26 protein-coding genes are annotated in these 25437 nt (G+C 61.0%); 13 read left to right on the forward strand and 13 right to left on the reverse strand.

Annotated elements, in window-relative coordinates:
* Positions 1–508: 508 nt before the first annotated feature.
* The 7 genes from AC1ECN_RS04120 to tsaD are packed head-to-tail and all read right to left on the reverse strand — an operon-like array spanning position 509 to position 5872.
* The gene (locus AC1ECN_RS04120) at positions 509–2188 is read right to left on the reverse strand and encodes a glycoside hydrolase family 3 protein (protein ID WP_477952262.1); all 1680 of its coding nucleotides are present in this window, start codon (positions 2186–2188) and stop codon (positions 509–511) included.
* Positions 2189–2239: 51 nt separating this feature from the next.
* Entirely contained in the window at positions 2240–2383 is a 144-nt protein-coding gene (locus AC1ECN_RS04125; RefSeq protein ID WP_204340802.1) for a hypothetical protein, read from the reverse strand.
* A gap of 18 nt (positions 2384–2401) precedes the next feature.
* Positions 2402–3049, reverse strand: coding sequence for a class I SAM-dependent methyltransferase (locus tag AC1ECN_RS04130; protein ID WP_130673226.1), 648 nt, complete (start codon positions 3047–3049; stop codon positions 2402–2404).
* A complete protein-coding gene (locus tag AC1ECN_RS04135) occupies positions 3046–3477 on the reverse strand; it encodes an EVE domain-containing protein (protein WP_130673227.1) in 432 nt (143 codons plus the stop codon). Before AC1ECN_RS04135 ends, AC1ECN_RS04130 begins: the two co-directional genes overlap by 4 nt.
* Positions 3478–3479: 2 nt before the next feature.
* The gene (locus AC1ECN_RS04140; RefSeq protein ID WP_003543605.1) at positions 3480–3773 is read right to left on the reverse strand and encodes a YciI-like protein; all 294 of its coding nucleotides are present in this window, start codon (positions 3771–3773) and stop codon (positions 3480–3482) included.
* A gap of 9 nt (positions 3774–3782) precedes the next feature.
* Positions 3783–4766 carry an NAD(P)H-dependent glycerol-3-phosphate dehydrogenase gene (locus AC1ECN_RS04145; protein ID WP_130673228.1) on the reverse strand — a complete coding sequence of 328 codons (984 nt, stop codon included), beginning with the start codon at positions 4764–4766 and terminating at the stop codon, positions 3783–3785.
* Positions 4763–5872 (reverse strand): tRNA (adenosine(37)-N6)-threonylcarbamoyltransferase complex transferase subunit TsaD, encoded by a 1110-nt coding sequence (tsaD, locus tag AC1ECN_RS04150; RefSeq protein ID WP_130673229.1) that lies wholly within the window; start codon positions 5870–5872, stop codon positions 4763–4765. Before tsaD ends, AC1ECN_RS04145 begins: the two co-directional genes overlap by 4 nt.
* A gap of 72 nt (positions 5873–5944) precedes the next feature.
* Here tsaD and hemC point away from each other — a divergent pair, with 72 nt between their 5' ends.
* From hemC to AC1ECN_RS04180, 6 genes are read left to right on the forward strand one after another with little or no spacing between them, the layout of a single operon-like run.
* Positions 5945–6874 carry a hydroxymethylbilane synthase gene (gene hemC, locus AC1ECN_RS04155; protein ID WP_130673230.1) on the forward strand — a complete coding sequence of 310 codons (930 nt, stop codon included), beginning with the start codon at positions 5945–5947 and terminating at the stop codon, positions 6872–6874.
* 7 nt (positions 6875–6881) lie between these two features.
* Positions 6882–7598, forward strand: coding sequence for a uroporphyrinogen-III synthase (locus AC1ECN_RS04160; protein ID WP_130656572.1), 717 nt, complete (start codon positions 6882–6884; stop codon positions 7596–7598).
* Between the two features lie 59 nt (positions 7599–7657).
* Entirely contained in the window at positions 7658–8929 is a 1272-nt protein-coding gene (locus AC1ECN_RS04165) for a COG4223 family protein (RefSeq protein ID WP_018482725.1), read from the forward strand.
* Positions 8930–8933: 4 nt separating this feature from the next.
* A complete protein-coding gene (locus AC1ECN_RS04170) occupies positions 8934–10562 on the forward strand; it encodes a heme biosynthesis protein HemY (RefSeq protein ID WP_130673231.1) in 1629 nt (542 codons plus the stop codon).
* 17 nt (positions 10563–10579) lie between these two features.
* Entirely contained in the window at positions 10580–11065 is a 486-nt protein-coding gene (locus tag AC1ECN_RS04175) for a tellurite resistance TerB family protein (protein ID WP_477952267.1), read from the forward strand.
* The gene (locus AC1ECN_RS04180; protein ID WP_024320400.1) at positions 11043–11807 is read left to right on the forward strand and encodes a glutamine amidotransferase; all 765 of its coding nucleotides are present in this window, start codon (positions 11043–11045) and stop codon (positions 11805–11807) included. Before AC1ECN_RS04175 ends, AC1ECN_RS04180 begins: the two co-directional genes overlap by 23 nt.
* Positions 11808–11814: 7 nt before the next feature.
* Here AC1ECN_RS04180 and AC1ECN_RS04185 read toward each other — a convergent pair whose 3' ends face one another.
* A complete protein-coding gene (locus AC1ECN_RS04185) occupies positions 11815–13065 on the reverse strand; it encodes an MFS transporter (protein WP_130673232.1) in 1251 nt (416 codons plus the stop codon).
* A 139-nt stretch (positions 13066–13204) separates the two neighbouring features.
* Between AC1ECN_RS04185 and AC1ECN_RS04190 the strand changes: the two genes are divergently transcribed.
* Both AC1ECN_RS04190 and AC1ECN_RS04195 read left to right on the forward strand, forming a co-directional pair.
* Positions 13205–13495, forward strand: coding sequence for a YggT family protein (locus AC1ECN_RS04190; RefSeq protein WP_245484748.1), 291 nt, complete (start codon positions 13205–13207; stop codon positions 13493–13495).
* Positions 13492–13803: a DUF167 domain-containing protein gene (locus AC1ECN_RS04195; protein WP_130673233.1), complete on the forward strand. Its 312-nt coding sequence runs from the start codon at positions 13492–13494 to the stop codon at positions 13801–13803. The genes AC1ECN_RS04190 and AC1ECN_RS04195 overlap by 4 nt, the downstream gene beginning before the upstream one ends.
* Positions 13804–13807: 4 nt before the next feature.
* On the opposite strand, the gene ppa is transcribed toward AC1ECN_RS04195, so the two are convergent.
* The 4 genes from ppa to AC1ECN_RS04215 form a co-directional block, all read right to left on the reverse strand.
* Entirely contained in the window at positions 13808–14341 is a 534-nt protein-coding gene (gene ppa, locus AC1ECN_RS04200) for an inorganic diphosphatase (RefSeq protein ID WP_477952270.1), read from the reverse strand.
* Between the two features lie 203 nt (positions 14342–14544).
* Positions 14545–15051 (reverse strand): GNAT family N-acetyltransferase, encoded by a 507-nt coding sequence (locus AC1ECN_RS04205; RefSeq protein ID WP_024320403.1) that lies wholly within the window; start codon positions 15049–15051, stop codon positions 14545–14547.
* A gap of 247 nt (positions 15052–15298) precedes the next feature.
* Positions 15299–17119 carry a translational GTPase TypA gene (typA, locus tag AC1ECN_RS04210; RefSeq protein ID WP_477952272.1) on the reverse strand — a complete coding sequence of 607 codons (1821 nt, stop codon included), beginning with the start codon at positions 17117–17119 and terminating at the stop codon, positions 15299–15301.
* A gap of 157 nt (positions 17120–17276) precedes the next feature.
* Complete coding sequence (locus AC1ECN_RS04215; RefSeq protein ID WP_130673234.1) at positions 17277–19364, reverse strand: M3 family metallopeptidase; 2088 nt, start codon at positions 19362–19364, stop codon at positions 17277–17279.
* Between the two features lie 229 nt (positions 19365–19593).
* Between AC1ECN_RS04215 and AC1ECN_RS04220 the strand changes: the two genes are divergently transcribed.
* A complete protein-coding gene (locus AC1ECN_RS04220) occupies positions 19594–20025 on the forward strand; it encodes a hypothetical protein (protein ID WP_075224988.1) in 432 nt (143 codons plus the stop codon).
* Positions 20026–20030: 5 nt separating this feature from the next.
* Here the strand turns inward: AC1ECN_RS04220 and AC1ECN_RS04225 are convergent, their stop codons facing one another.
* Positions 20031–20672: a LysE family translocator gene (locus AC1ECN_RS04225; protein WP_012759334.1), complete on the reverse strand. Its 642-nt coding sequence runs from the start codon at positions 20670–20672 to the stop codon at positions 20031–20033.
* Between the two features lie 543 nt (positions 20673–21215).
* Between AC1ECN_RS04225 and AC1ECN_RS04230 the strand changes: the two genes are divergently transcribed.
* The 4 genes from AC1ECN_RS04230 to AC1ECN_RS04245 all read left to right on the forward strand — a co-directional run bounded on the left by AC1ECN_RS04230 (position 21216) and on the right by AC1ECN_RS04245 (position 25428).
* Positions 21216–21983: a GntR family transcriptional regulator gene (locus AC1ECN_RS04230; protein WP_245278415.1), complete on the forward strand. Its 768-nt coding sequence runs from the start codon at positions 21216–21218 to the stop codon at positions 21981–21983.
* A 334-nt stretch (positions 21984–22317) separates the two neighbouring features.
* Positions 22318–23631 (forward strand): ABC transporter substrate-binding protein, encoded by a 1314-nt coding sequence (locus AC1ECN_RS04235; protein ID WP_024320408.1) that lies wholly within the window; start codon positions 22318–22320, stop codon positions 23629–23631.
* Positions 23632–23758: 127 nt separating this feature from the next.
* Complete coding sequence (locus tag AC1ECN_RS04240) at positions 23759–24601, forward strand: carbohydrate ABC transporter permease (protein ID WP_130673572.1); 843 nt, start codon at positions 23759–23761, stop codon at positions 24599–24601.
* Positions 24601–25428, forward strand: coding sequence for a carbohydrate ABC transporter permease (locus AC1ECN_RS04245; protein ID WP_163861915.1), 828 nt, complete (start codon positions 24601–24603; stop codon positions 25426–25428). Before AC1ECN_RS04240 ends, AC1ECN_RS04245 begins: the two co-directional genes overlap by 1 nt.
* Positions 25429–25437: the final 9 nt, after the last annotated feature.

Below are 25437 nucleotides of genomic sequence, written 5' to 3' on the forward strand. Positions count from 1 at the left end.
AGCATGATGTCGCCCGAAAACCGCTCACACTTTTCGGCATCATGCTCTAGGCGCAATAGCCGAGGCGACAGGGTTGACGCCGGCGTGCCAGCACCGCCCAACGCGGCGGTTGGCACGTTTCCTGCATTCTAGTCTTCGAGATTTTCTTCAAGATTTCCAAATGGTGGACGAGGCCCGAAATGTCTTTTGACTTTGACTTCGAACTTGCGAAAAGAGCGGCGCAAGAAYTGCCTCCGTCGCAGAAGCAGCCAAAAACGCGCAAGATGTCTCTTCTACAGAGGCTCATGGCTTCGCCGCCCATTCCTCCTCGTCCGTCTCTCAGCATTCTGCGCCCATATCGAGGTGGTGATGCGCAATGACGCTGTGATACCCCTGTCGAGCAGGTAAGACGGTGCTGTGCCGACGGTTCTATTCCCGTCGAGGCGGCGTCATTTCTACGGATGCGGAATGATCGGAACGCGCCTGTTGCCCCGTTCCAATAGGTCGGCAGCCTCTGCTCCCCACGACTTCAATAGCGCGCATCTTCAAGGCCACAGAAAGGGTCTACCGGGTTGATGCCGAGGAAGGGCTTGCGACCGAGCATACAATCAACGACGGCTTCCTGTACGCTGTCCATGGTGGAGTACGCATTGATATAGGCCGGTACGCGCGGCGCATCGTAAAGGTGATAGGGATGCCCAAATGAGATCATTGCGGAGGGAATATTCRTCCAGGGTCGGTACATGGCCTTGAAAAGGCCCCCACCACCCATCCTATGCCAGTCGACGAATATCCGGCCTCGTACGAGCAGCGACTCGTCGCCTAGCGCGTAGAGGACGAGGTCGAAGTCGTCGGGGGTCGGCACGATGTCCGGTCGGTCGATCGTGACTTCGAAACCTTCCTTCCGCAACAGCGCGGGTAGCAAGAATTCCAGTGGCTGCGGCATGAGCGGATGAATGATGCCGCCGTCGACCAGCAGCACGCGCTTTGTCTTCGCCGGATCGAGCGGAAAGATGCCATTGACGTCCTTCACAAGCGTAGGCGAGCGGCCGATGTATTCCCTTGATGCAGCGACATTGTCTGGATGCGCAAGCAGGTGGCGCGCTTCCGCCGCATCGGGGAGGACATCTGACGGTTGAAAAAGTTTGAGATGCGCCTTGAGCGCCAGCACGCGAAGAACCGCTTCCTCAAGTCGTTCCGGAGTAATTTTCCCATCTTCGACGGCAGCCTTGACCGCCGCCATATCCTCCTCAGGTTCATCGCTGAAGAGGATCATGTCGCAGCCATTTGCGATGATATCAGGCAGCGTATCGAGGTGGTGGCCCCAGGCGGACAGCCCTCCCATGGGTGTCGCGTCAGAGACGATGATACCATTGAAGCCGAGTTCGTCTCGGAGAAGATCAACGTTCAGCAACCGGGAAACCGAGGCCGGTCGGAAAGCCTCAAGCCCGGCATCTGGCATCTTCGATCGAATGTAGGCCGGAAGGGAAATGTGCCCGCTCATGATTGCCAACACGCCCTCGGCGATCAGCGTTCTATAGAGCCGACCGAAGGTTTCCTTCCACTCCTCCATGGAAAGCGGATTGGTCGTCGTAACGAGGTGCTGATCGCGGTCGTCATATCCCTCGCCCGGCCAGTGCTTTGCGGTGGCCGCAACGCCATTTCGTTGGAGACCGCGAACATGGGCAACCGCGTGCCGCTCAATCTTGTTGACATCGGAGCCGTATGACCGTGTACCGACAATCGGTGATCGGAACGCGGTATTTATGTCGATGACTGGCGTGAAGGACCAGCGCACCCCCATCGCGCGGCCCTCGCGTGCCAAGATTTCTGAACTTTTCTCGGTCGCCTGAACGTCGTCGACGGCGGCAAGGCCGAGTTGGCCCAGCACCGGAGTGCCGAAAGCGAAGGAATGACGGCTGCCTTCGAGGTCTGCGCTGATGATGGGCGGGACTTTGCTCTTGGCCACGAGGTCAGAGATGACCCGTCGCTCGAACTCGAGGTCGGCCGTGAAGAAGCGGGTTACGCCGCCCGGCCTTAGTGAAGCAATGCGTTTGAAATCCTCCTCATCCGTCCCGATCATGATCAAGGTGAAGAGTTGGCCGATCTTGTCATCGAGATCGAGCGAGGCATAGACGTCGCGGATCCAGGATATCGCAGCGTCGTCGAGGTTGAACGGCGCTTTGCGAAGCTCGTCGTAGATCGTCATAAGTTCCCCCGTTGATCAACGCTCTGCGGATAGCCCGTGTGAATATGCACGCTATCCCGTCATAAGCCAGCTCGGTGATGTCAGGTTAAGTTCGTCGGGAACATTTTGGATATCGAGGGTCGGCTTGAGCAGTCGCTTGAGCAGCGGGCGGCGAAGCGACGGCCGCTTTAGTTCCCCCTGAATGGCCTGGGACATCAGGCTCTCATTTTTGATCTAGGAAGCGAAGCGCCACACCGTCGTCTTCTTGATTTCGCTGTCCTCCAGCGCCCGCGTTACCGGCACATCATAAACCGCGCAGAATTCCAGCCGATCCCGCGGCAGGTAACTGCGTCCGGGGTCTCCGACCAGCACCCATTTGCCATCAGCTGCCAGCTTCGCAAGCCAGGGAACGAGCGCATCGGCGAAAGCGCGGTCGTAGAAGACGTCGCCGGCAAGCACGATATCCGCATCGACGGCCTCCCCGATCAGATCGGCGCCGGTAAATCCGAGTGAAACGTGATTGGCCTCGGCATTCAGCCGGACTGCCGCCTCCGCCCAGGGATCGATATCGCTAGCCATGACCTCCCGGGCACCGGCCATCACGGCCGCAATGCCGACAAGGCCGGAACCGCTGGCGAAATCAAGCACCCGCTTGCCGCGCACCGCTTCCGGATGATCGAGAACGTAGCGCGCCAGTCCCTGGCCGCCCGCCCAGGCAAAAGCCCAGAAGGGCGGCGGCAGGCCGATCGCTTCCAGTTCCTCCTCCGTCTTCAGCCAGAGCTCATGCGCCTCGCTTGCCAGATAGAGCGAAATCTCCGGCACATGCGGCGGCGGCATCAGGCTGGTATTGGCGCGGATGAGGGCTTCTGGATCAGTCTTCAACGCGGCGGATTGTCCAGTCCGCCCATCCGGCAGACTTCGAGATATTCTTCCTCGGTGACTGGCTGCACCGACAGCCGCATCGAGGTGACGAGCGCCATCTTGGCGAGCTTCTCGCTCGCCTTGACATCCTTCAGCGTCACCGGCTTCGGCACGTCCACGACGGCGCGGATATCGACGCAATCCCACTTCGGATCGCCCTTGGCGGAAGAATCGGGATGCGACAGGGCTGAGACTTCGACGATGCCGACGATCTCCAGCCCGTCATTGGAATGATAGAAGAACCCTTTGTCGCCGATCTGCATCGCCCGCATATTGTTGCGCGCCAGATAGTTGCGGACGCCGGTCCATTCCGTGCCCTTTTCGCCCGCAGCCTTCTGCTGCTCCCAGGACCAGGAAGCGGGTTCGGATTTATAGAGCCAGTGCGCCATGCTCACGCCTCCGGTTTGTTGAAGACCCAGTTGTAGGCCTTGACGTCGACGCTTTCGAATAGTCCCGCCTTGGCATAAGGATCGGCATCGGCAAGCGCACGCGCTGCCTCTTTCGATTCCGCTTCGACGATGATCAGGCTGCCGCAGGGCTTGCCGTCGTCATCGAGAAACGGGCCGGCGATCTTCAGCGTGCCCTCGGCATTCAGCTTGTTCAGATGCTCGATATGCGTCGGACGCGTATCCATGCGCACGTTGAGGTGTCCCGGTTTATCCTTGCAGAGAAGGGCGAAAAGCATGTCTGTCTCCTATTCGGTGGTGATCGGACGCGTCATCAGCTGCTCTATGGCCTCTGATATATCGAGCCTGCCGTCGATGATGGCGGATACGGCATCGGTGATCGGCATGCTGACCCTCAATTCCGCCGCAAGCCGCGAGGCGACGGAGGCGGCAAACGCGCCTTCCACCAGCGCACCCTGCAAGGGATCGGTCTTTTCGCCGCGCCCGAGTGCGATGCCGAAGCGCAGATTGCGCGATTGATGGCTCGTCGCCGTCAGCACCAGATCGCCGAGGCCGGAAAGCCCGCGCACCGTATCCGCCTGCCCGCCTTTGGCGACGACGAAACGCGACATCTCGGCAAGCCCGCGCGCAATCAGCGCCGCACGCGCCGAATCGCCGATGCCGCGGCCTTCGACGATGCCGCAGGCGATCGCCAGCACATTCTTCAGTGCGCCGCCGAGCTGCACGCCGATCCGGTCGTTGGAGGCGTAGAGCCGGAAAGTCCGGCCGGATATCGCCTGAGCGAGCCGCTCCGCGGTCTCCATGTCGGCTGCCGCAATCGCCATCGCCGTCGGCAGACCCTTGGCGATATCGGCGGCAAAACCCGGACCGGAGAGCACGGCGACGGAATGGTCCGGCAGTTCCCGTTGCAGCATGTCGGTCAGAAGATTGCCGGTCGCCCGCTCGATGCCCTTGGCGCAGGTGACGACCACGGCATCCTTGGCTAGATAGGGACCGTATTGCCGCGCCGCATCGGCCTGCGCCTGCGACGGCATTGCAAAGAGCACGATGGAGGCACCAGTGATTGCATCCGCCTCGGCGGAAAATTCCAGCGTATCGGGCAGGAGAATGCCGGGCAGTACCGCATCATGCAGCCGTTCGGCCTTCAGATCGGCAATCAGTGACGGATCACGCCCGACGAGTGTCACGGCGCTGCGGCCGGCAAGGGCGATGACGGCGGCAAGCGCCGTGCCGAAAGCCCCCGATCCGACGACGGCGATGGTTTCACTCATGCCTTGGCCCCTCGTTTTCCGAAGCCGATCAGCGTTTCCGCATTGGAATCGAGCGGCCAGCGCGAACGCGGCTGCACGTCGAACGGGTCCGGTGCGGCACCGGTCGCCATCCGTTCCAGTCCTGCCCAGGCGATCATCACGGCGTTGTCGGTGCAGAGGTGCAGCGGTGGCGCGACGAAGCGGAAGCCGTTCTTGTCGCACAGCGCCTGCAGCGTGCCACGCAGTTCGAGATTGGCGGCGACACCGCCGGCAACGACCAGAGCCGGCTTCTCGCCAGTCGCTGGGAATGTCGCCGGGAATTCCGTCTTGAACCGCTGCAGGCCACGGCCGATGCGGTCCTTCAGCGTCCGCGAAACCGCCTTCTGGAACGAGGCGCAGATATCCGCCACATCCTGATCGCTGAGCGGCGCGATGTCCTGTGCAGCCTGCCGCACAGCTGTCTTCAGGCCGGAGAAGGAGAAGTCGAGCCGTGCCTCGCCGACCAGCGGCCGCGGAAAATCGAAGCGATCGGGATTGCCGTCCCGCGCCATCCGCTCCACCGCCGGCCCGCCGGGATAGGGCAGGCCGAGCAGCTTTGCCGTCTTGTCGAAGGCCTCGCCCAGCGCATCGTCGATCGTCGTGCCCCAGCGCTCGTACTGTCCGACCCCGCGCACCAGGATGAGCTGGGTATGGCCGCCGGAGACGAGCAGCATCAGATAGGGAAAGGACAGCCCATCCGTCAGCCGCGCCGTCAGCGCATGGCCTTCGAGATGGTTGACCGCATAGAGCGGCTTGCCGGCGGCTCTGGCAATCGCCTTGCCGGTCATCAATCCCACAAGCAGCCCGCCGATCAGCCCCGGCCCCGACGTGGCGGCGATGGCGTCGACATCGTTGAGCGACACATTGGCGCGCTTCAGCGCCTCCTCGATCAGCTCGTCCAGCGCCTCGACATGGGCGCGTGCGGCGATCTCTGGCACCACGCCGCCATAGGCGCTATGCTCGTCGAGCTGGGAAAGCACCACGTCCGACAGCACGTTGGAACGCCCCTCAGCATCGCGCTCAACGACCGCGGCGGCGGTCTCATCGCAGCTCGTTTCGATGCCAAGGATGCGCAGAAAGGGAACCATGAAGCCTGTTCGTTGATTGCGATGGGATGGAAACCCGTTTACGAGAACTCCGGTAACAACGGAATAGAGCGGATGCAAACAAAACCTTTCCGGATCGGCACGCGGGGCAGCCCGCTGGCGCTTGCCCAGGCGCATGAGGCCCGCGACAGGCTGATGGCGGCGCATCATCTGCCCGAGGACATGTTCGAGATCGTCGTGCTGACGACCAAGGGCGACCGCATCACCGACCGGTCGCTGGCCGAGATCGGCGGCAAGGGCCTGTTCACCGAGGAACTTGAACAGAAGCTTACCGCCGGCGAGCTGGATTTCGCCGTGCATTCCGCCAAGGACATGGCGACGAAGCTGCCTGAGGGGCTTTATCTCTCCGCCTACCTGCCGCGTGAAGATATCCGCGACGCCGTCATCGGCCGCACCGCGCGCAAACTGATCGACCTGCCGCATGGCGCCACCGTCGGTTCCTCATCGCTCCGCCGCCAGGCGCTGATCCGCCGCATGCGGCCTGACATCAACGTCATCACCTTCCGCGGCCTGGTCGAAACGCGCCTGCGCAAGCTCGAAGAGGGCGAGGTTGATGCGACCCTGCTGGCGCTTGCCGGCCTGAAACGCCTCGGCAAGGTCGACGTACTGACCGATATCCTCGATCCCGACACCTTCCCGCCGGCGCCGGCGCAGGGGGCGATCTGCATCGAAAGCCGCATCGGCGATGCCAGGGTCGACGATCTGCTGGCGCCGGTTAACGATGGCCCGACCTTCGACACAGTCTCCTGCGAACGCGCCTTCCTCGCCGCACTCGACGGCTCCTGCCGCACGCCGATCGGCGGTTATGCCGTCTGCGAAGGCGACCTGATCCGGTTCTCCGGTCTCATCATCACTCCCGACGGCCGCAACCAGCATGCGGTGACGACCGACGGCCACCGCCGCGATGCGGCAGCGCTCGGCACCCGCGCCGGCCAGGACGTGCGCGCAAGAGCCGGCAGCGCCTTTTTCGACGACTGGCACTGAAGCGGCCATGCGTGTGCTCGTCACCCGCCCCGCGCACTCGGCGACGAGAACCGCACAACGTTTACGCGATTTGGGCCACGAGCCGCTGCTGCTGCCGCTGCGTCGGCCGCTGCACGACAGCGTCGCCGCCCTAGCCGCGCTTGCAACCACCAGCGGCGCAATCGCCGTGACCAGCGCCGAAGCCATCAGGGTCATCTCCGCACTCGGCGAAAAACTTCGTCCGCATCTCGCCCGCCCGCTTTTCGCGGTCGGCGAAACGACCGCGGAAGAAGCGCGCAGCCTCGGCTTCCGATCCGTCGCTTCATCCCAGGGCAACGGCCGCGATCTCGCCGATCTCGTCGCGGCGGAGAAACCGGGCACGCTGCTCTATCTCGCCGGCACCCCGCGCGCCGAAACTTTTGAAGGAAGATTGCGCGAACTCGGCATCCATTTTTCCGTCGCCGAATGCTACCGCATGCAACCGGCCGTCCCTGATCCCGCCGAGATCGACGCGATCTTCGCTAACGGTTACCCGGACGCCATCCTCTTCTATTCCCGCCAGACGGCAGAGGATTTCTTTCGCATGCCGGAACTCCTATCAGCCTGGCCGGAACACAGGGGAATCCGCCTTCTCTGCCTCAGCGAAGCGGTGGCGCAAGCCATCCCGACGGCTCTAAAAAAAAGCGTCGAGATTTCACCGATGGCGGATGAGAAAAGTCTTCTGTCGCTGCTTTCAAGGCTCTAACCGCCCAAATTTGATCTAACCTCTTCCCTTAACTGGCATCACTGTCTAGTTTCGTTGCAATGCAGGATAAAGAGGACCTCATGGTATCGGGAAACCCGCCACGCCATTCGAAGAGCGCCGACGAGCCGGTCACGATCGACCTCGATGCACAGGAATTCGCCGCTGCAGCCGATACCGAAAAACCGGTAGACAATGAAACTGCCGACGCCGACAGCACCGCTGCCGCCGATGTCGGCCTACCGCCCGAAACCGAGACTGCGTCGCATGCCGAAGATGAAGAGAAGCCTGTGATGGATGCGCCGGAGGAGGAACAGGCAGCTCCAGAACCTTCCTTCACCCCTCCTCCTGAACAGCCTGCGCCGAAGAGCGCCGGCACCTCCGGCCTCATTGCCGCCGGCATCGTTGGCGGCCTCGTGGCGCTGCTTGGCGCCGGCGCCATCCAGTATGCCGGTTACCTCCCGAGCTCGTCTGCGCCGCAGACGACATCGCCGGAGACGGCGGATCTTGCCGGCGAGATCGACGGCCTGAAACAGACCGTCGCCAACCTTGCCGCCAATCCGGCGAGCACGGATGACGGTGAGCTTGCGAAACGCGTCGCTGCGCTGGAAACAGCTGCAACGGCTCCCGCGGCCGGTGCGCCGGCCGATTCTGCTAACGTCGAGGCACTCAACCAGAAGATTGCGGAACTGACCGGTCAGGTCGATCAGCTGCGCTCGACGCTTGCCCAGTCTTCCGAGCAGCAGACGACGAGCGGCGCCGATATCAGCAAGCGCCTCGAAGAGGCCGAAAAGAAGCTGAACGAGCCGCGCGAGGACGTCGCCGTTGCCCGGGCGATCGCGGCTGCCGCCCTGAAGGCGGCGATCGATCGCGGTGGCCCGTTCCTGGCCGAACTCGACACCTTCGCCGGCGTCGCACCCGACGATCCAGCCGTCGCCGATCTCCGAACCTTTGCCGAGACGGGCATTCCCTCACGCACCGAACTGGTGCGCGAGGTTCCCGATGTCGCCACCGCGATCGTCGAAGCCGTCAACCAGCCGGACCCGAACCAGAGCTGGTCGGATCGGCTGATGTCGAGTGCCAAGTCGCTGGTGAGCGTCCGTCCCGTCGGCAATATCGAGGGCGAAAGCGTCGAAGCCATTGCCGCCCGCATGGAGGAGAAGGTGAAGAGCGGCGACCTGCCCGGCGCCTCCGCCGAATGGAATAACCTGCCCGCTTCCGGCAAGCAGGCGTCCGCCGCCTTCAAGCAATCGCTCGAAGCGCGCATCCGCGTCGAGGAACTGGTTGGCGGGGCGCTGTCGAAAGCGGTTTCCGGCACCGGCAAGGAAGGATAAGACCATGCTGATCCGCCTTGTCGTCTTCGCCCTCTTCGTATTGCTTCTCGCCTATGGCTTCTCCTGGCTTGCCGATCGTCCCGGCGACCTCTCGCTGATCTGGGAGGGCCAGATCTACCAGACGAAGCTGATCGTCGCCGCCAGCGCGATCATCGCTCTCATTGCCGCCGTGATGATCGCCTGGTGGTTCGTCCGTCTCGTCTGGACCTCGCCGCATTCGGTGACGCGTTATTTCCGCGCCCGCAAGCGGGACCGCGGTTATCAGGCACTGTCGACCGGCCTGATCGCCGCCGGCGCCGGCAATGCGCTGCTCGCCCGCAAGATGGCCGCCCGCTCGCGCGGCCTCATCCGCGCCGATCAGGAACCGCTGATCAACCTGCTCGAAGCTCAGGCCGCCCTCATCGAAGGCCGCCATGATGAGGCACGCGCCAAGTTCGAGGCCATGGCCAATGATCCCGAGACGCGCGAACTCGGTCTGCGCGGCCTCTATCTGGAAGCCCGCCGTCTTGGGGCCAACGAGGCCGCCCGCCAATATGCCGAAAAGGCTGCCGACAACGCGCCCTATCTGCCTTGGGCCGCGCAGGCGACGCTCGAATATCGCAGCCAGGCCGGCCGCTGGGACGATGCGATCCGCCTGCTCGAACAGCAGAAAGCCGCGCGCGTCGTCGAAAAGGCCGAAGCCAACCGTCTGCACGCGGTTCTTCTGACGGCGCGCGCCGGCGAGAAGCTGGAAAGCAACCCGACCGGTGCCCGCGACGACGCCCTGCAGGCGCTGAAGCTTGCCGCCGATTTCATTCCGGCAGCCCTCATTGCCGCGAAGGCGCTGTTCCGAGAAGGCGGCGTGCGCAAGGCCGCCTCGATCCTCGAACAGGCATGGAAATCGGCACCGCATCCCGAGATCGGCCAAGCCTACGTCAGGGCCCGCAGCGGCGATTCCACGCTCGACCGGCTGAAGCGCGCCGAGCGGCTGGAAGGGCAGCGCCCGAACAATGTCGAATCCCTTCTTGTCGTCGCCCAGGCAGCCCTCGACGCGCAGGAATTCGCCAAGGCCCGCGCCAAGGCGGAAGCGGCGGCCCGCATGCAGCCGCGTGAAGCCGCCTACCTGCTGCTGGCCGACATCGAAGAAGCCGAGACTGGCGACCAGGGCCGCGTGCGCCACTGGCTGGCCCAGGCGCTCAAGGCGCCGCGCGATCCGGCCTGGGTGGCAGACGGCTTCGTGTCCGACAAATGGCTGCCGGTATCGCCCGTGACCGGCCGTCTCGACGCCTTCGAATGGAAGGCGCCCTTCGGCCAGATCGAGGGTCCGCTCGAAGACGGTTCGGCGCCGGCCTCGATCGAAACGGCTTTGAAGACATTGCCGCCGCTGCGTGACGTCAGGCCGGAAAGTCCCGTCAACGACCATCGCATCATCGAGCTGGAACGCGCCGCGACGATTGCCGAGGCTGTGCGCCCCACGCCGGCACCGGCACCGGCACCGACGTCGGCCAAACCGAAACCCGTCGAACCGGCCGCGGGCGATAAAGCGCCAGCACCGAGCGAGACGAAACCTTTCTTTGGCGGGTTGCCGGATGATCCCGGCGTTCGCGATCCCAGGGTGGAACCGGAACCCAAGACACGGCTCCGCCTTTTCTGAAATGGAACGAAAACCGCATGTTCGAACGCTTTCAGGCATTCTTCCAGAATCTCACCGCCGACCACCMGAAGAAAGGTTTTGCCCCTGATGATCCCCGCATCGCAGTGGCAGCGCTCTGCATGCAGGTCATGGAGGCCGATGGTCAGATCAAAGCCAGCGAGAAGAAGCGGCTGCGTAAGCTCCTGAAGGAGCAGTATGCACTCGACGGCAAGCAGCTCGACGCTCTGATAGCCGCCGGCCTTGAGGCCGAAAGCTCCGCCGTCGACTATTATCGCTTCACCGCCGACCTGAAACGTCATCTCAATACCGAGCAACGGCTGGAGCTGATCGGCGTCCTCTGGGACATCGTCTATGCCGATGGTGAGCGCAGCGAGATGGAAGACCATGTGATCTGGCGTATCGCCGATCTGCTCGGCGTCTCCTCGCGCGAGCGCATCCAGAAGCGGCAGGAAGCCGCCGCCAGGGTGACAGACGTCCAGGTTGCGCAAGATGATACCGACTGAGCAAAATCCGAACCGCGACGGGCGCCCGATCCTCATCGTCCTGCATCAGGAACGGTCGAGCCCCGGCCGCGTCGGCCAATTGCTCGTCGAAAAGGGCTACCGCCTCGATATCCGCCGGCCGGTTCTCGGCGAGCCGCTTCCGGCAACACTTGAAGACCATGCTGGCGCCGTCGTCTTCGGCGGCCCGATGAGCGCCAATGATCCCGATGACTTCGTCAAGAAGGAGATCGACTGGATCAACGTTCCGCTCCGGGAAAAGCGCCCCTACCTCGGCATCTGCCTCGGCGCGCAGATGCTGGTGCATCATCTCGGTGGCAAGGTGCAGCCGAATGCCGATGGCTCGACCGAGATCGGCTGGTATCCGCTGCACCCAACCGAGAAGGGCCGCCTGCTGATGCACTGGCCGAGGATGGTCTATCATTTCCACCGCGAGGGCTTCGAACTGCCGCGCGGCGCCGACCTGCTGGCCGAAGGCGATGCCTATCCGAACCAGGCCTTCCGCTACGACGACAACGCCTGGGGGCTGCAGTTCCATGCCGAACTGACCCGGGTGATGATGCATCGCTGGGTCGTGCATGGCGCCCATCGCTTCATCCTGCCGAACGCCCAGCAGGGCCGCGAACATCTCGAAGGCCGCATGCTATTCGATGCGCCGCTGAGAGCCTGGCTCACCGAATTCCTCGACATCGTCTTCGAGGGAAAGACGGCGAAGGCGGCGTCCTCTATCGCTCTTCGCGCATAATCGGTTTCTAAATCGATTCCGACGATACAGTGGGCGCGTCCAGCGTATCGATCCTGCGCAGTTTGGGGAAACTCGACGCCCAGATCGCCGCCACGACAAGCGTTCCGATCCCGCCGATGACGACCGCCGGCACCGCGCCGAAGAGCGCCGCCATCGTGCCCGCCCTGAATTCCCCGAGCTCGTTCGAAGCGCCGACGAAGACCATGTTGACCGCATTGACACGGCCGCGCAGCTGGTCCGGCGTCCAGAGCGCAATCAGGCTCTCGCGGACATAGACCGACACCATGTCGGCCGCCCCCATCAGCGCCAGCGCCGCGATCGAGACCTCGGTATTGGTCGAGACGCCGAAGATGATCGTTCCGACGCCGAACAGGGCGACGCCGATGAACATGTAGATGCCGGCGCGATGTTTGAGCGGATAGGCGGCAAGGAAAATCGCCATGACGATGGCGCCAAGTCCCGGTGCGGCGCGCAGCAGTCCGAGCCCCCAGGGACCGAGGGTGAGGATATCGCGCGCAAAAATTGGCATCAGCGCCGTGGCCCCGCCGAGCAGCACGGCGAAGAGATCGAGCGAGATCGCCCCGAGCACCACCTTTTCGGCGCGGATGAAACTGAAGCCGCCGAGGATCATCGCCCAGCTCTTGGTCTCGCCCGTCGTCTTCTGCACCGGTTTCGGGATCATGTAGAGAAGGGCGGCACCCAGCACGGAAAAGATCACCGCCACCGTATAGGCAGTCGACGCACTGACGCCGTAGAGCAGACCGCCGAGCACCGGGCCGGTGATTGCCGCGAGCTGCCAGGAGGACGAATTCCAGGCGATCGCATTGGAGAGTGCCTGCTCCGGCACGAGATTGGGCGCCAGCGACTGCACTGCCGGCGACATGAAGGCGCGTTCAACACCGAAGATCAAAAGCATCGCGAAAACAGGCAAGGGAGTGAAGGTCCCCATGACAGTCATAACCAGCAGCGCCAGCGTGCAGAGCGCGCTTACCAGCGAGCAGAGGGCCGCGATCGCCCGGCGATTGTACCGGTCGGCCACAGAACCGGTGACGAGGATGAGCAGCAGTGACGGCAGGAACTGCACGAGACCGATCAAACCGAGATAGATCGCGCTGCCCGTCTGGTCGTACATCTGCCAGCCGACCGCGACGCTGACGATCTGCTGCGAGAAGGAAAGCAGGAAGCGCGCGAAGAAGAAACGCGTGTAGGACGAATGCCGGAACGCGGCAAAACGGTCTCCGGTGGGCGAAAACGACATGGATGTTTTCCGAGGAGACGGGCGCCGGAATAGCGGCAAAGCCGCCCGTTAAACATGATTCACCGTGCGCTTCCACACGGCACTTGCCCGTTTAGTCGCCAATGTCTACATGTCTGTCAACAACGAATTGGAGACGATGATGTTTGCGCTGTTTCAAACCATTGATTTGGCTTTGAATATTTACACCTGGATCCTGATTGCCAGTGCCATTTTTTCCTGGCTCTATGCCTTCAATGTTATCAATTCCAGCAATCAGTTCGTCAATTCGGTCGGCACATTCCTCTATAATGTCACCGAACCGGTGCTGAAGCCGATCCGCAACCGGCTGCCGAACCTTGGCGGCATCGACATTTCGCCGATCATCCTGCTGCTGATCATCTTCTTCCTGCGCACCTTGCTTTGGACCACGCTGTACCCGCTGGTCGCTTGAGCCGTCCCTGGAGCCTTTTCGATGACCATCTCCGCCTCGCCGTCCGGCTGATGCCGAATGGCGGGCGAGACGTGCTCGACGGCATCGAGGCCGACGGCGAGGGCGAAGCGTTCCTGAAGGCACGCGTCACCGCCGTGCCCGCGAAAGGCAAGGCCAACAAGGCGCTTATCCTTTTGATCGCAAAATCCCTGCGCATTCCCAAGTCCAGCGTCAGCCTCGTCTCGGGTGAGACCGCGCGCAAAAAAATCCTCCGGATCGACGGCGATCCGGAGGATTTGGTAAAAAAGCTCGAGATATTTTTAGGCTGAGCGATCAGCCTTTCTTCTTGGCGCGCTCGACGGCTTCGAGGATGAGTTCGCCTGCTTCCTTGGAGTCGCCCCAGCCGAAGATCTTCACCCACTTGCCGGGTTCCAGATCCTTGTAGTGCTCGAAGAAGTGCTCGATCTGCTTCAGCGTGATCTCGGGAAGATCGGTGTAGTCCTTCACCTTTTCATAGCGCAGCGTCAGCTTCGGCGACGGCACGGCGATGATCTTCTCGTCCTTGCCGGAATTGTCTTCCATCTTCAGGACGCCGATCGGGCGCACATTGATGACGCAGCCGGKAACCAGCGGACGGGTGCTGGCGATCAGCACGTCGATCGGGTCGCCGTCTTCCGACAGCGTGTGCGGCACGAAACCATAATTGCCCGGATAGGTCATCGGCGTATAGAGGAAACGATCGACCACCAGCGTGCCGGCTTCCTTGTCCATCTCATACTTGATGGGATGGCCGCCGACCGGAACCTCGACGATAACGTTGACGTCCTCAGGTGGATTATTACCGATTGCAATGGCGTCGATGCGCATAAGAAACTCCCGCGAGGTTGAATGTGCTGGCAGCCAGATAATCAGTTTCATGTGGCAACGCAACATCGCACAGCGCCAATGCTTGACTGCAGCGGCGCACATTCACATCAAAAGTTTCTAATAGGAGATAGTGGAACGCCGACTCCAGCGCCACTCGTCTTTTCAGACGCGCCAAGGACGCTGCGGGCACTTTGAATGGCCGTTCAACTCCAGATGAAGCCGATCTTCTTCAATTGCCTGTGGTCGAAACTTTCCATGCCTTCGCAGAAATCGACGCCGCCATGATGGCGGTAGAAGTCGCTGGCGGTCTCGTTATCCTCGAGGCACCAGACAACCAGCCCGTTGCAGCCGAGCGACTTCAAGAGCCGGCGCGCCTCGCCGAACAGCATCCTGCCAAGGCCGATACCCTGATACTCAGGCCGAAGATAAAGCTCGTAAATCTCGCCTTCCTGCGGCAGAGCGCGGGCGCGATTGAGCCCGAGTGTCGCGTAGCCGGCAACTGTTCCGGCAACATCGAGAACCAGCAGCGTTGCCGGCCCGCGCGTTGCCTTGCGCCACCAGCTTTCGCCGCGCCGCTCGATCATCTGCGTCAGCGCGCGATGCGGAATGATGCCCGCGTAGGTGTGTTGCCAGGCAAGCCTGTGTGTTTCCGATATGGCTCGGGCATCTTGCGGCTCGGCCCGCCGGACATCGATCGACAACGTCTTCATAACGTTTACTCTGGTCCCGCCGAAGGCAATTAACCATATGCACAGAGGCATTGTGATCGATTGCCCACAGACTTGATATGTGGACGACGATCAAAAGTTAACGCTTTTTTAACGATTGTCACAAGACGGAATCGACGCGGCGCACAATAAAAAACCCCGGCGCGCAAGCCGGGGTTTTTAGGGATTTCTCTCCAGCGCTGCGCCTCTTTTCGAGAGCCGCAAGACGCTATCGCACTTTGAATGGCTCTTAGAGCGCCGCCTTCGTCTTTTCGAAACGCTTGCGATCGTTTGCGTCGAGATACATCTTGCGCAGACGAATATTCTTCGGTGTCACTTCCATCAGCTCGTCATCCTGAATCCAGGAGAGCGCGCGATCAAGCGTCATCCGGATCGGCGGCGTCAGCTTCACCGCTTCGTCCTTGCCGGCGGCGCGGATGTTGGTGAGCTGCTTGCCCTTCAGCACGTTGACTTCAAGGTCGTTGTCGCGCGAATGGATGCCGATAATCATGCCGGCATAGACCTTTTCGCCCGGCTCGATGATCATCGGGCCGCGATCTTCCAAGTTGAACATCGCATAGGCGACGGCTTCGCCGGGAGCGTTGGCGAGCAGCACGCCGTTGACGCGGCCACCAATCACACCCTTGTAGGGCTGGTAGTCGTGGAACAGGCGGTTCATGATCGCCGTGCCGCGCGTATCCGTCAGCAGTTCCGACTGGTAGCCGATCAGGCCGCGGGTCGGTGCGTAGAAACGCAGGCGAAGACGGTTACCGCCCGACGGACGCAGCTCGACCATTTCGGCCTTGCGCTCGGACATCTTCTGCACGACGACACCGGAATGTTCTTCGTCGACGTCGACGACGACTTCCTCGATCGGCTCCAGAAGCTGGCCGTTTTCATCCTTGTGCATCACGACGCGCGGACGCGACACGGCAAGCTCGAAGCCTTCGCGACGCATGGTCTCGATGAGAACGGCGAGCTGAAGTTCGCCACGGCCGGACACGTAGAACGAATCCTTGCCTTCGGCTTCTTCGATCTTCAGGGCGACGTTGCCTTCCGCTTCCTTGAAGAGACGGTCGCGGATGACGCGGCTCGTCACCTTGTCGCCTTCGGTGCCGGCCAGCGGGCTGTCGTTGACGATGAAGGACATGGTGACAGTCGGCGGATCGATCGGCTGCGCCTGCAGCGGCTCGGTGATCGAGGGATCGCAGAAGGTGTCGGCGACCGTGCCCTTGGAAAGGCCGGCGATCGCGACAATATCGCCCTGATGCGCTTCTTCGATCGCCGTGCGCTCGATGCCGCGGAAGGCGAGGATCTTGGAAATACGGCCGGTTTCGATCGTCTTGCCGTCGGCGTGGAGAACCTTCACTGCCTGGTTCGGCTTGATGGAACCGGAATTGATACGACCGGTGATGATGCGACCGAGGAAGGGGTTGGCTTCGAGGATCGTGCCGATCATCGTGAACGGACCTTCGTGGACGGTCGGCTCCGGAACATGCTTGAGCACCAGGTCGAGAAGCGGCGTAAGACCCTGATCCTTCGGACCTTCCGGATTGACGTTCATCCAGCCGTCGCGGCCGGAACCGTAGAGGATCGGGAAGTCGAGCTGCTCGTCGGTCGCGTCGAGGTTCGCAAAGAGGTCGAAGACTTCGTTGATGACTTCTTCGTGGCGGCCATCAGGACGGTCGATCTTGTTGATCGCGACAATCGGACGAAGACCGACCTTCAAGGCCTTGGAGACAACGAACTTCGTCTGCGGCATCGGGCCTTCAGAGGAGTCGACGAGAACGATCGCGCCATCCACCATTGAGAGAATGCGCTCGACTTCACCACCAAAGTCGGCGTGGCCAGGGGTGTCGACGATGTTGATGCGGACACCCTTCCATTCCACCGAGGTCGCCTTGGCGAGAATGGTGATGMCGCGTTCTTTTTCGAGATCGTTCGAGTCCATCACGCGTTCAGCGACACGCTGATTTTCGCGGAACGAGCCGGACTGCTTGAGAAGCTCATCCACCAGGGTCGTTTTGCCATGGTCAACGTGCGCGATGATCGCGATATTGCGAAGTGACATATGTGAAATCTCTGAGGCTGGGGCGCACGCTCTAGAGGACGCGCCTATTAGTTTGGGGCGTCCATACAGTTTTTTTTGCGTTTGCGAAAGGGGGGAACGCGCAAAAGCTGCGGCAAGGCTGTCGCCCCGCCGCATCATAGCGTGTCATCAAATTGTCTTAGGCGTCGCTGCCTGTCAATTCCTCGAAGGTCGAAAGTCCCTTTTTGACAAGCATTGCATCCGGGCTCGGCAGCTTGCCGCGGAAGGCCGTGTAGGCGTCCTCCGGATCGACCGAGCCGCCGACCGAATAGATATTCTCCTTGAGCTTACGCGCCATCTCGCCGTTGAAGGCGTCTCCCGTCTCCTCGAAGGCGGCAAAGGCGTCGGCGTCGAGCACCTCCGACCACATGTAGGAGTAATAGCCGGCCGAATAGCCGCCGGAAAAGATGTGCTGGAAGTGCGGCGTCGCATGGCGCATGACGATCGACTTCGGCATGCCGATCTCGGCCAGTACCTCGGCCTGCACCGCCATCGGGTCCTCGACGGCCGTTCTCGTGTGAAACGCCATGTCGACCAGCGCCGACGAGGTGAACTCGACGGTATTGAAGCCGGCATTGAAGGTCCGGGCGGCAAGCACCTTGTCGAGCAGGGCCTGCGGCATCGGCTCGCCGGTTTCGACATGCACGGCGTAACGCTTCAGGATAGCGGGCACCGTCAACCAGTGCTCATAGAGCTGCGACGGCAGTTCGACGAAATCGCGAGAGACGCCGGTGCCCGCAACCGAGGGATAGGTGACGTTCGAAAGCATGCCGTGCAGCGCATGGCCGAATTCGTGGAACAGCGTACGGGCATCGTCGAGCGACAGCAGCGCCGGCTTGCCTTCCGCCGGCTTGGCGAAGTTGCAGACATTATAGATGATCGGCAATTCGCCATGGCGGCCGTTCTTCAGCTCCAGCCGGTGCTGCGATTGCAGCGAGCTCATCCAGGCGCCTGATCGTTTCGAGCTGCGGGCAAAATAATCGCCGAGGAACAGGGCGACGAGCTTGTCTTCGCGGTCCCTGATTTCGAACACCCTAACGTCAGGGTGATAGGCGGCCACGCCCTTCTTCTCGACGGCCCGGATGCCGAACAGCCGGCCGGCGACGTCGAAGCAGGCTTCGATAATCTTCTCGAGCTGCAGGTAGGGCTTGAGTTCAGTTTCGGAGAAATCGAACTTCCGCGCCCGGATCTTTTCGGCATAGTGGCGCCAGTCCCAGGGCATGACCTCGTGGTTCCGGCCCTCCTCGGCGATCAGCGCCGCAATATCGGCCTCCTCCTCGCCGGCGCGTTTCACCGCCCGCGCCCAGACAGCCCTCAGCAGGCCGTTCACGGCTTCCGCCGTCTTCGCCATCGTATTGTCGAGCTTCAGCTCGGCGAAATTGCCGTAGCCAAGCAGCGTCGCCACCTGATGGCGCAGCGCCAGCGTTTCCCTGATGACAGCGCGATTGTCCGTCTCACCATCATTTTCACCGCGCGCCACCCACGCCTTGAAAGCCTGCTCGCGCAGATCGCGGCGCTCCGAGAATGTGAGGAACGGCTCGATGATCGAGCGTGACAGCGTCACCGCATATTTGCCCTCCTCGCCGCGTTCGCGCGCTGCCCCCGCCATCGCGTCGCGAAGGAATTCCGGCAAGCCCTCGAGCTCGGCGCCATCGGAAAGCACCAGTGCCCAGGCCTTTTCGTCGGCCAGCACGTTCTGGCCGAATTGCGTCCCGAGGCCGGCAAGCTTTTCATTGATCGCCGCAAGATTTTCCTGCTCGGCCTTTTCAAGCTTGGCGCCCGATTTGACGAAGCCTTTCCAGTGGCGTTCCAGCACGCGCGTCTGTTCGAGCGTCAGGCCAAGGCTCTCGCGGCTCTCCCAGAGCGTGTCGATGCGGGCAAAAAGTGCGGCATTCATCCCGATCTTCGAATAGTGGCGCGACATCTTCGGCGAGATCTCCCGCTCCAGCGCCTGGATCACATCATTGGTATGCGCGCCTGCCTTGTTCCAGAACAGCGCCGAAACGCGCGACAGCGCGTCGCCGGCAATCTCCAGTGCCACGACCGTATTGTCGAATGTCGGCGCATCGCCGTTTCCGGCGATCTCGTCGATCTCCCTTTCATGCGCGGCAAGTGCGGCTTCGAAGGCAGCGGCAAAATCACCGTCATCCAGGGCATCGAAACGCGGCAGGCCGTGAAGACCGTCCCAGGTCACCAGCGCCGGATTAAAATCATGTGGAGAAGGCATCGGAGAATTCCTTTTTGGCATGCAAGTGAATCGGCAATATAGGAGAGCCGCCATAGAATTGGTATGTTACCGGGAAGAACCTTTTGCCTCGCCTGCCAAATTTGGCGGGCGCCAGCCAAATCTGGTGGACAACAATTGATACGTGAAAATTAACCAATCGTTAACGATTGACGCGAATCAGGCGCAGGCGCTAGTTTTCTGATGTTCTTCTTGTAAGGGGACATGCGCCATGGAAATTTTTTCTGTGCGGTCTTCTCAGAGTTTGCTTTTTAAAAACAATCCTAATAACGCAAAAAGTTCGAAGACCTCTGATATTCAAATCGAGACCAGAGCTCCCGCCCCGGCCTCGTTCCAGATCGAAGACGAAGTTGGCGAAGGCCCGGATTTCACCGCGGTCAGCCCTGGAGAGCTGCGCAATTACGCGCGCCAGAGTTTCGACAGCGGCCTGATCGATCAGAACACCTACGCCGCGATCTCAGAACCGCTGCCGATGCATGCGATCGATCCGCTCGGCAACATCGTCGATCTCTCCAGCGTCACCGACGGCACCAGCTTCAATTTCCTCGATTATTACAAGAACCAACTGCAGGTCGCCATGTCGATCGGCGATGCTGACGAGGTCCAGACGCTGAAATCGATCGTCAACTTCCTGGATGGCTGATCTAATCAGGCCTTGCGCCAGCCGAGCAGGCCGGGCGTTGCGTGCCAGAGCGCCTGGGCGGCAAATCCCATGAAAAGCACGCCGGAGCAGCGCACGATCAATCGCTCATGGGCACGATAGAAGCGCCGCACCGTACCGGCGCCGATGATGCCGATCAGGATGATGTCGGCAGTCACGAAACCGACGAACGACACGACGAGCAGCACCGGCAACGCCTCGAAATCGAGCGCGCCGGCCGAGCCTGCAACCAGTGCTGTGAAAGTGGCGAGCGCCACCGGATAACCCTTCGGATTGGTGACGCCGAAGATCAGACCACGGCGAAACGGCCGCTCAACCACAACAAGCGCCTGCCCCTCCGCTTTCGGCTTGGCATTGACAGCGCTCCAGCCGATCCAGGCGAGATAGAAGCCGCAGGCAAGGCCGAGCAGGTCGAAGACGAAGGTTCCGATCGTCTTTGCGCCGACGATCGCGATCAGCGCCAGCGACGACCAGATGAGATCCCCGACCAGATGCCCCATCATGAAGAAGGCGCCGGCCTTGCGGCCCTGCCCGGCGCCGATGCCGAGCAGCTGCAAAAAGGCGGGTCCCGGAATGAGCACGTAGAAGAGCGCCGCCAGAAAGGCGCCGAAGAGCAAAGACTGCGTCATGGAAATGCTCCGGAGGATGATGACAGCAGACTAAGCGATCACGGCCATCCGTCAAGGGTGGTGCACTGCCATGGAGAGTGGGATCAGGTAGCAAACGCTACCGGAGGCGGCTTTTGGCCCGAGGCGGACATCGGTTCGTTGTTGAAGGATGCGGCTGCTTTGCGCCCTCATCCCGGTCATAGAGGCAATTTTAGCCGCTCCCGGAAAGCGGCCATAGCATTGGTTTGACGCGACGACATCTATGCACCAAAAGCGGGCGACCCTTAGAATTACCCCTCGTGCCACATCCGTTCCGCGACGCGATGATCGCTCAACATGAAGTTCGGATTCGGAACGAAGCCTTTGATTTTTCTTGCTGCATCGACCCAACTCCCAAACGCCGGGATGGTTCGAAGAGGCTCTTTCCATCAGTATGAACGTAATGTACGATCAAGGGATACAAGATGGGCTTTCCCGATCTTGCGTACGGACAAGCCGGCGACGGACAATAATGTTCCCGCTGTTGCACGGCTAGAATCGCAATAGGTTGGCGCGGTGGACCAAGTGGCACAGAATTCCGGCGAAATCGACAGGACGTCCCCCGAGCCTTTCTATATGCAGTTGTCGAAGCTGATCGAAGACGCCATTGATCGAGGAACCTATCGGCCGGGAGACAAAATCCCGGGAGAGACCGAACTGTGCCGTATCTATGATTTGGCGCGCTCTACCGTTCGCGAAACCCTACGCGTTCTCGAAGACCGCAATCGAATTCGTGTCGTCGCACGTCGTGGAGCGTTCGTCATCGACCCCAAAGGTTCCGGATGGGTCCTCCAAGTCGCTGACGGATTCTTCGAAGGTGAGGTTCACAACAATCAGAGGAATGTCGAGACGCGGGTGCTTGAGACCAAGCTTGCTCCGCCGTCCGGAGCTGCCGCCCGGGCGCTCAACAGGTCGCCAGAGGCGAACTGCCTTCTGCTGCGCCGCCTTCGTCGCCTTGATGGGAATCTTGCTCTATACTCGATCAATTACTTGCTTCCGGAGTTTTACGACATGATTCTGGAGAGCGAAGTGATGCAACCCCATGGCTCGCTGAACCGGGTTCTCAAGGCGAACGGCTACCGAACCTTCGGGGCGAGGCGCACCGTTGAATCCATTGGAGCGCCTGCGCCTGTCGCGAAGCTTCTCGAAATTCCTGAGGGCACTCCGGTGCTTCTGATCACCTCGGTCTCATGGGATCAGGACCAGAAACCCTTCGATTTCTACACCTCCTGGGTACGGACCGACATCGTCAAGGTGACGGTTGAAGCATCCGCCAACATCGGCGCTCAATAACCTGCCAATCGTTTCCCCATACACCCCAACCAGAGCCAAGTGAGAATCCACTTGACCTTGGAACTCAGCCGTGGCACGGTCTGTACGTACAAGATGGACAATAGTTACAGATCAGACTGATCCGTCGTTACGGTCCGATGCTACGGGAGGGGGTTGCGTACATTTGGAGGAGTGCCCGCCTGCGTATGTCCGAACGGCAGCGCGGCTCAACGGCAAGGGCTCATCCAAAACTTTCCGAAGAAGTCGTCGCTCCGCATCGCCATCGCGAGCGGGGCGCAGGGATGGCCGCCATCGACATTTTGGGCGGTTTGATAGGAAACCTGAGGAGGAATCGATGCACTTGAAGAAACTTATGGCCTCGGCATCTGTGGCGCTCATGGCCATGCTGAGCGCGGCGCACGCCGAAACGACGCTGACCATCGCGACGGTGAACAACCCTGACATGGTCGTGATGCAGAAGTATTCGGCTGAATACGAGAAGGAAGCGGGCGTTAAGCTGAACTGGCTCGTCCTCGACGAAAACACCCTGCGCCAGCGCGTCACCACCGACATCGCCACCAACGGCGGCCAGTTCGACATCATCACCATCGGTCTCTACGAGACACCGATCTGGGGCAAGCAGGGTTGGTTGAAGCCGTTCGACAAACTGTCCACCGAGTACGACGTCGATGATATCCTGCCAAGCGTCCGAGACGCCCTGTCGTATGAAGGTCACCTTTATTCGGTGCCGTTCTACGCAGAAAGCGCGATGACCTTCTACCGTAAGGATCTCTTCGAAGCGGCCGGTCTCACCATGCCGGAAAACCCGACCTGGACCCAGATCGCCGAATTCGCAGCCAAGCTCGACAACAAGGAAACGGGCGTCCATGGCATCTGCATCCGCGGTCTGCCGGGCTGGGGTGAGAACATGGCTCTCCTGGGCCTCGTCGGCAACGTCTTCGGCGGCGTGCAGTTCAACATGGATTGGACTTCCGGCGTCAACAGCGAAGCCTGGAACAAGGCGATCCAGTTCTATGTGGACCTCGCCAACAAGTACGGTCCTCCTGGCGTCGTCGGCAACGGCTTCAATGAAAACCTGAACCTTCTCGCCGAAGGCAAGTGCGCCATGTGGAATGACGCCACCGTCGCCGCCGGCCTTCTCTTCGATCCGAAGCGTTCGAAGGTCTCCGACAAGCTCGGCTTTGCCCAGATGCCGATCGAGACCTGGGACAAGGGTGGCGCATGGCTGTGGGCATGGTCGCTCGGCATTCCGTCGTCCTCGCAGCATGCAGACGAAGCCCAGAAATTCATCGAATGGGCGACGTCGAAGAAGTACATCGACATGATCGGCGAGAAGGAAGGCTGGGTCACCATTCCTCCCGGCACCCGCAAGTCGACCTATGCGAACGAAAATTACATCAAGGCCGCTCCGTTCGCACTGCCAACCTTGAAGGCCATCGAAAGCGCGAAGCTGACTGACAACACGGCTGTTCCGAAGCCCTACGTCGGCATCAACTTCGCGATCATCCCGGAAATGCAGGCGATCAACAACTACCTCGGTCAGCAGATCGCCGCCGCTTTGACTGGAAAGATGTCGGTCAAGGACGCTCTCGATGCGGCGGCGGCTAACTCTGACAAGATCATGAAGAAGGGTGGTTACATCAAGTAATCCTTCTGCGCAGACCTGCGGCGGCCATCGTCGGCCGCCGCAGGTTTTCTTGATCTCGAGGGAGGATTTAATGGCTTCGACCACCACACCAATACCTGTTCCCGCACGTGCGAGAGCCGGGCGCGTCATGAAAACCTGGCCCCTCTTGCTTCCATCTGTGGTGGTTCTGGCGATCTGGGCCTTTGTGCCGCTCGTACTAACGCTCTGGTACTCGTTCCAAAACTACAATCTTCAGATGCCGCCAGCGGTATTCGGGGGTCTAATCAACTACGAGTTCCTGTTTACTGACTCCGACCTGCCCCTTGTGGTCCTGAACACGTTGATCATGGTGTTCGTGCCGCTGGTCGTCACCGTAGTGCTCGGAACCGCGTTCGCAGTCATTTACGACGGCCCGTTTCCCGGTCAGCCGATCGCGCGCATTCTCGTCATCACACCCTTCTTCGTGATGCCCACCGTCGCGGCGCTCGTCTGGAAAAACCTGTTCTTCCATCCGGTTTGGGGATTGTTCTCCTGGCTGCAACAGTCGCTCGGGATGCAGCCCATCGATTGGTTCTCCAGTCATCCCATGACCGCGATCATCACCATCATTTCGTGGGCATGGACGCCCTTCGCGACGCTCATTCTTCTGACCGCGATGCAGTCCTTGGACCGCGAACAGATTGAAGCCGCGCGTATGGACGGTGCCAGGAGCATAGCGCGCTTCTACTACGTAGTGCTTCCCCACCTCTATCGACCCATCGCCGTGCTCGTGATGCTCGAGACCGTCTTTTTCCTCTCCACCTACGCGGAAATCTACGTCACCACGATGGGCGGACCAGGATCGGCGACGACCAACATTCCCTTCTACATCTACTCGCGGGCGCTGATGGGGTTTGACGTCGGACTGGCGTCCGCAGCCGGGGTCTTCGCGATCATCATTGCGAACATCGTTGCTTTCTTCTTCGTTCGCATCATGTCGGAGCAAATCTGATGGCCAACTCCCAACAAAAGCGCCATGACAAGGTCCGCATGGTCCTCGGCTGGATCGTCGGCATCATCATGGCCTTCCCTGTTTTCTGGATGGGACTCGCGGCGTTCAAGACGGAGCAGGACGCGGCCGCGATCCCGCCCAAGCTGTTCTTCTCTCCGACCCTGGAAAACTTCGTCGAGATGAATGAGCGCGTGAACTATCTTCACCACGCTCTGAATAGTGTCCTGGTCTCCGGGACGTCGACCCTGCTCGCGATCCTGCTTGCCGCCCCCGCAGCTTATGTCATGGCGTTCTATCCGACCAAGAGAACCAGATCACTCATGCTCTGGATGCTGTCTGTCCGGTTCATGCCTGCGGTCGGCGCTCTTATCCCGGTGTAYCTCATCCTGGTGTACCTCCGCATGATCGACACGCTGAGTGCGCTGATCCTCATCACCTGCCTCGCCAATCTGCCGCTGATCGTCTGGATGCTGTTCTCCTATTTCAAGGAAGTCCCGGCTGAAATCCTCGAGGCGGCTCGCATGGACGGTGCCGGGCCGATCACCCAACTCCGGTACCTGTTGATCCCGTTAACGGCTCCTGGCATCTCCTCGACAGCGTTGCTTGGAATGATCTTGGCTTGGAACGAGACCTTCTGGTGCATCAACATCACAGCAACGAAGTCCGGCACCCTCGCGTTGGCTATCGCCTCGTTCGCGAATTCGGAAGGTCAGTTCTGGGCCAAACTCTCCGCGGCGTCGATCGCCTCGGTAGCCCCCATCCTCTTCTTCGGTTGGATCACCCAGCGCCAACTCGTGCGCGGACTGACCTTCGGTGCCGTGAAATAACAGGAAACG

The organism is Rhizobium sp. 01N447_2 (assembly GCF_056399245.1).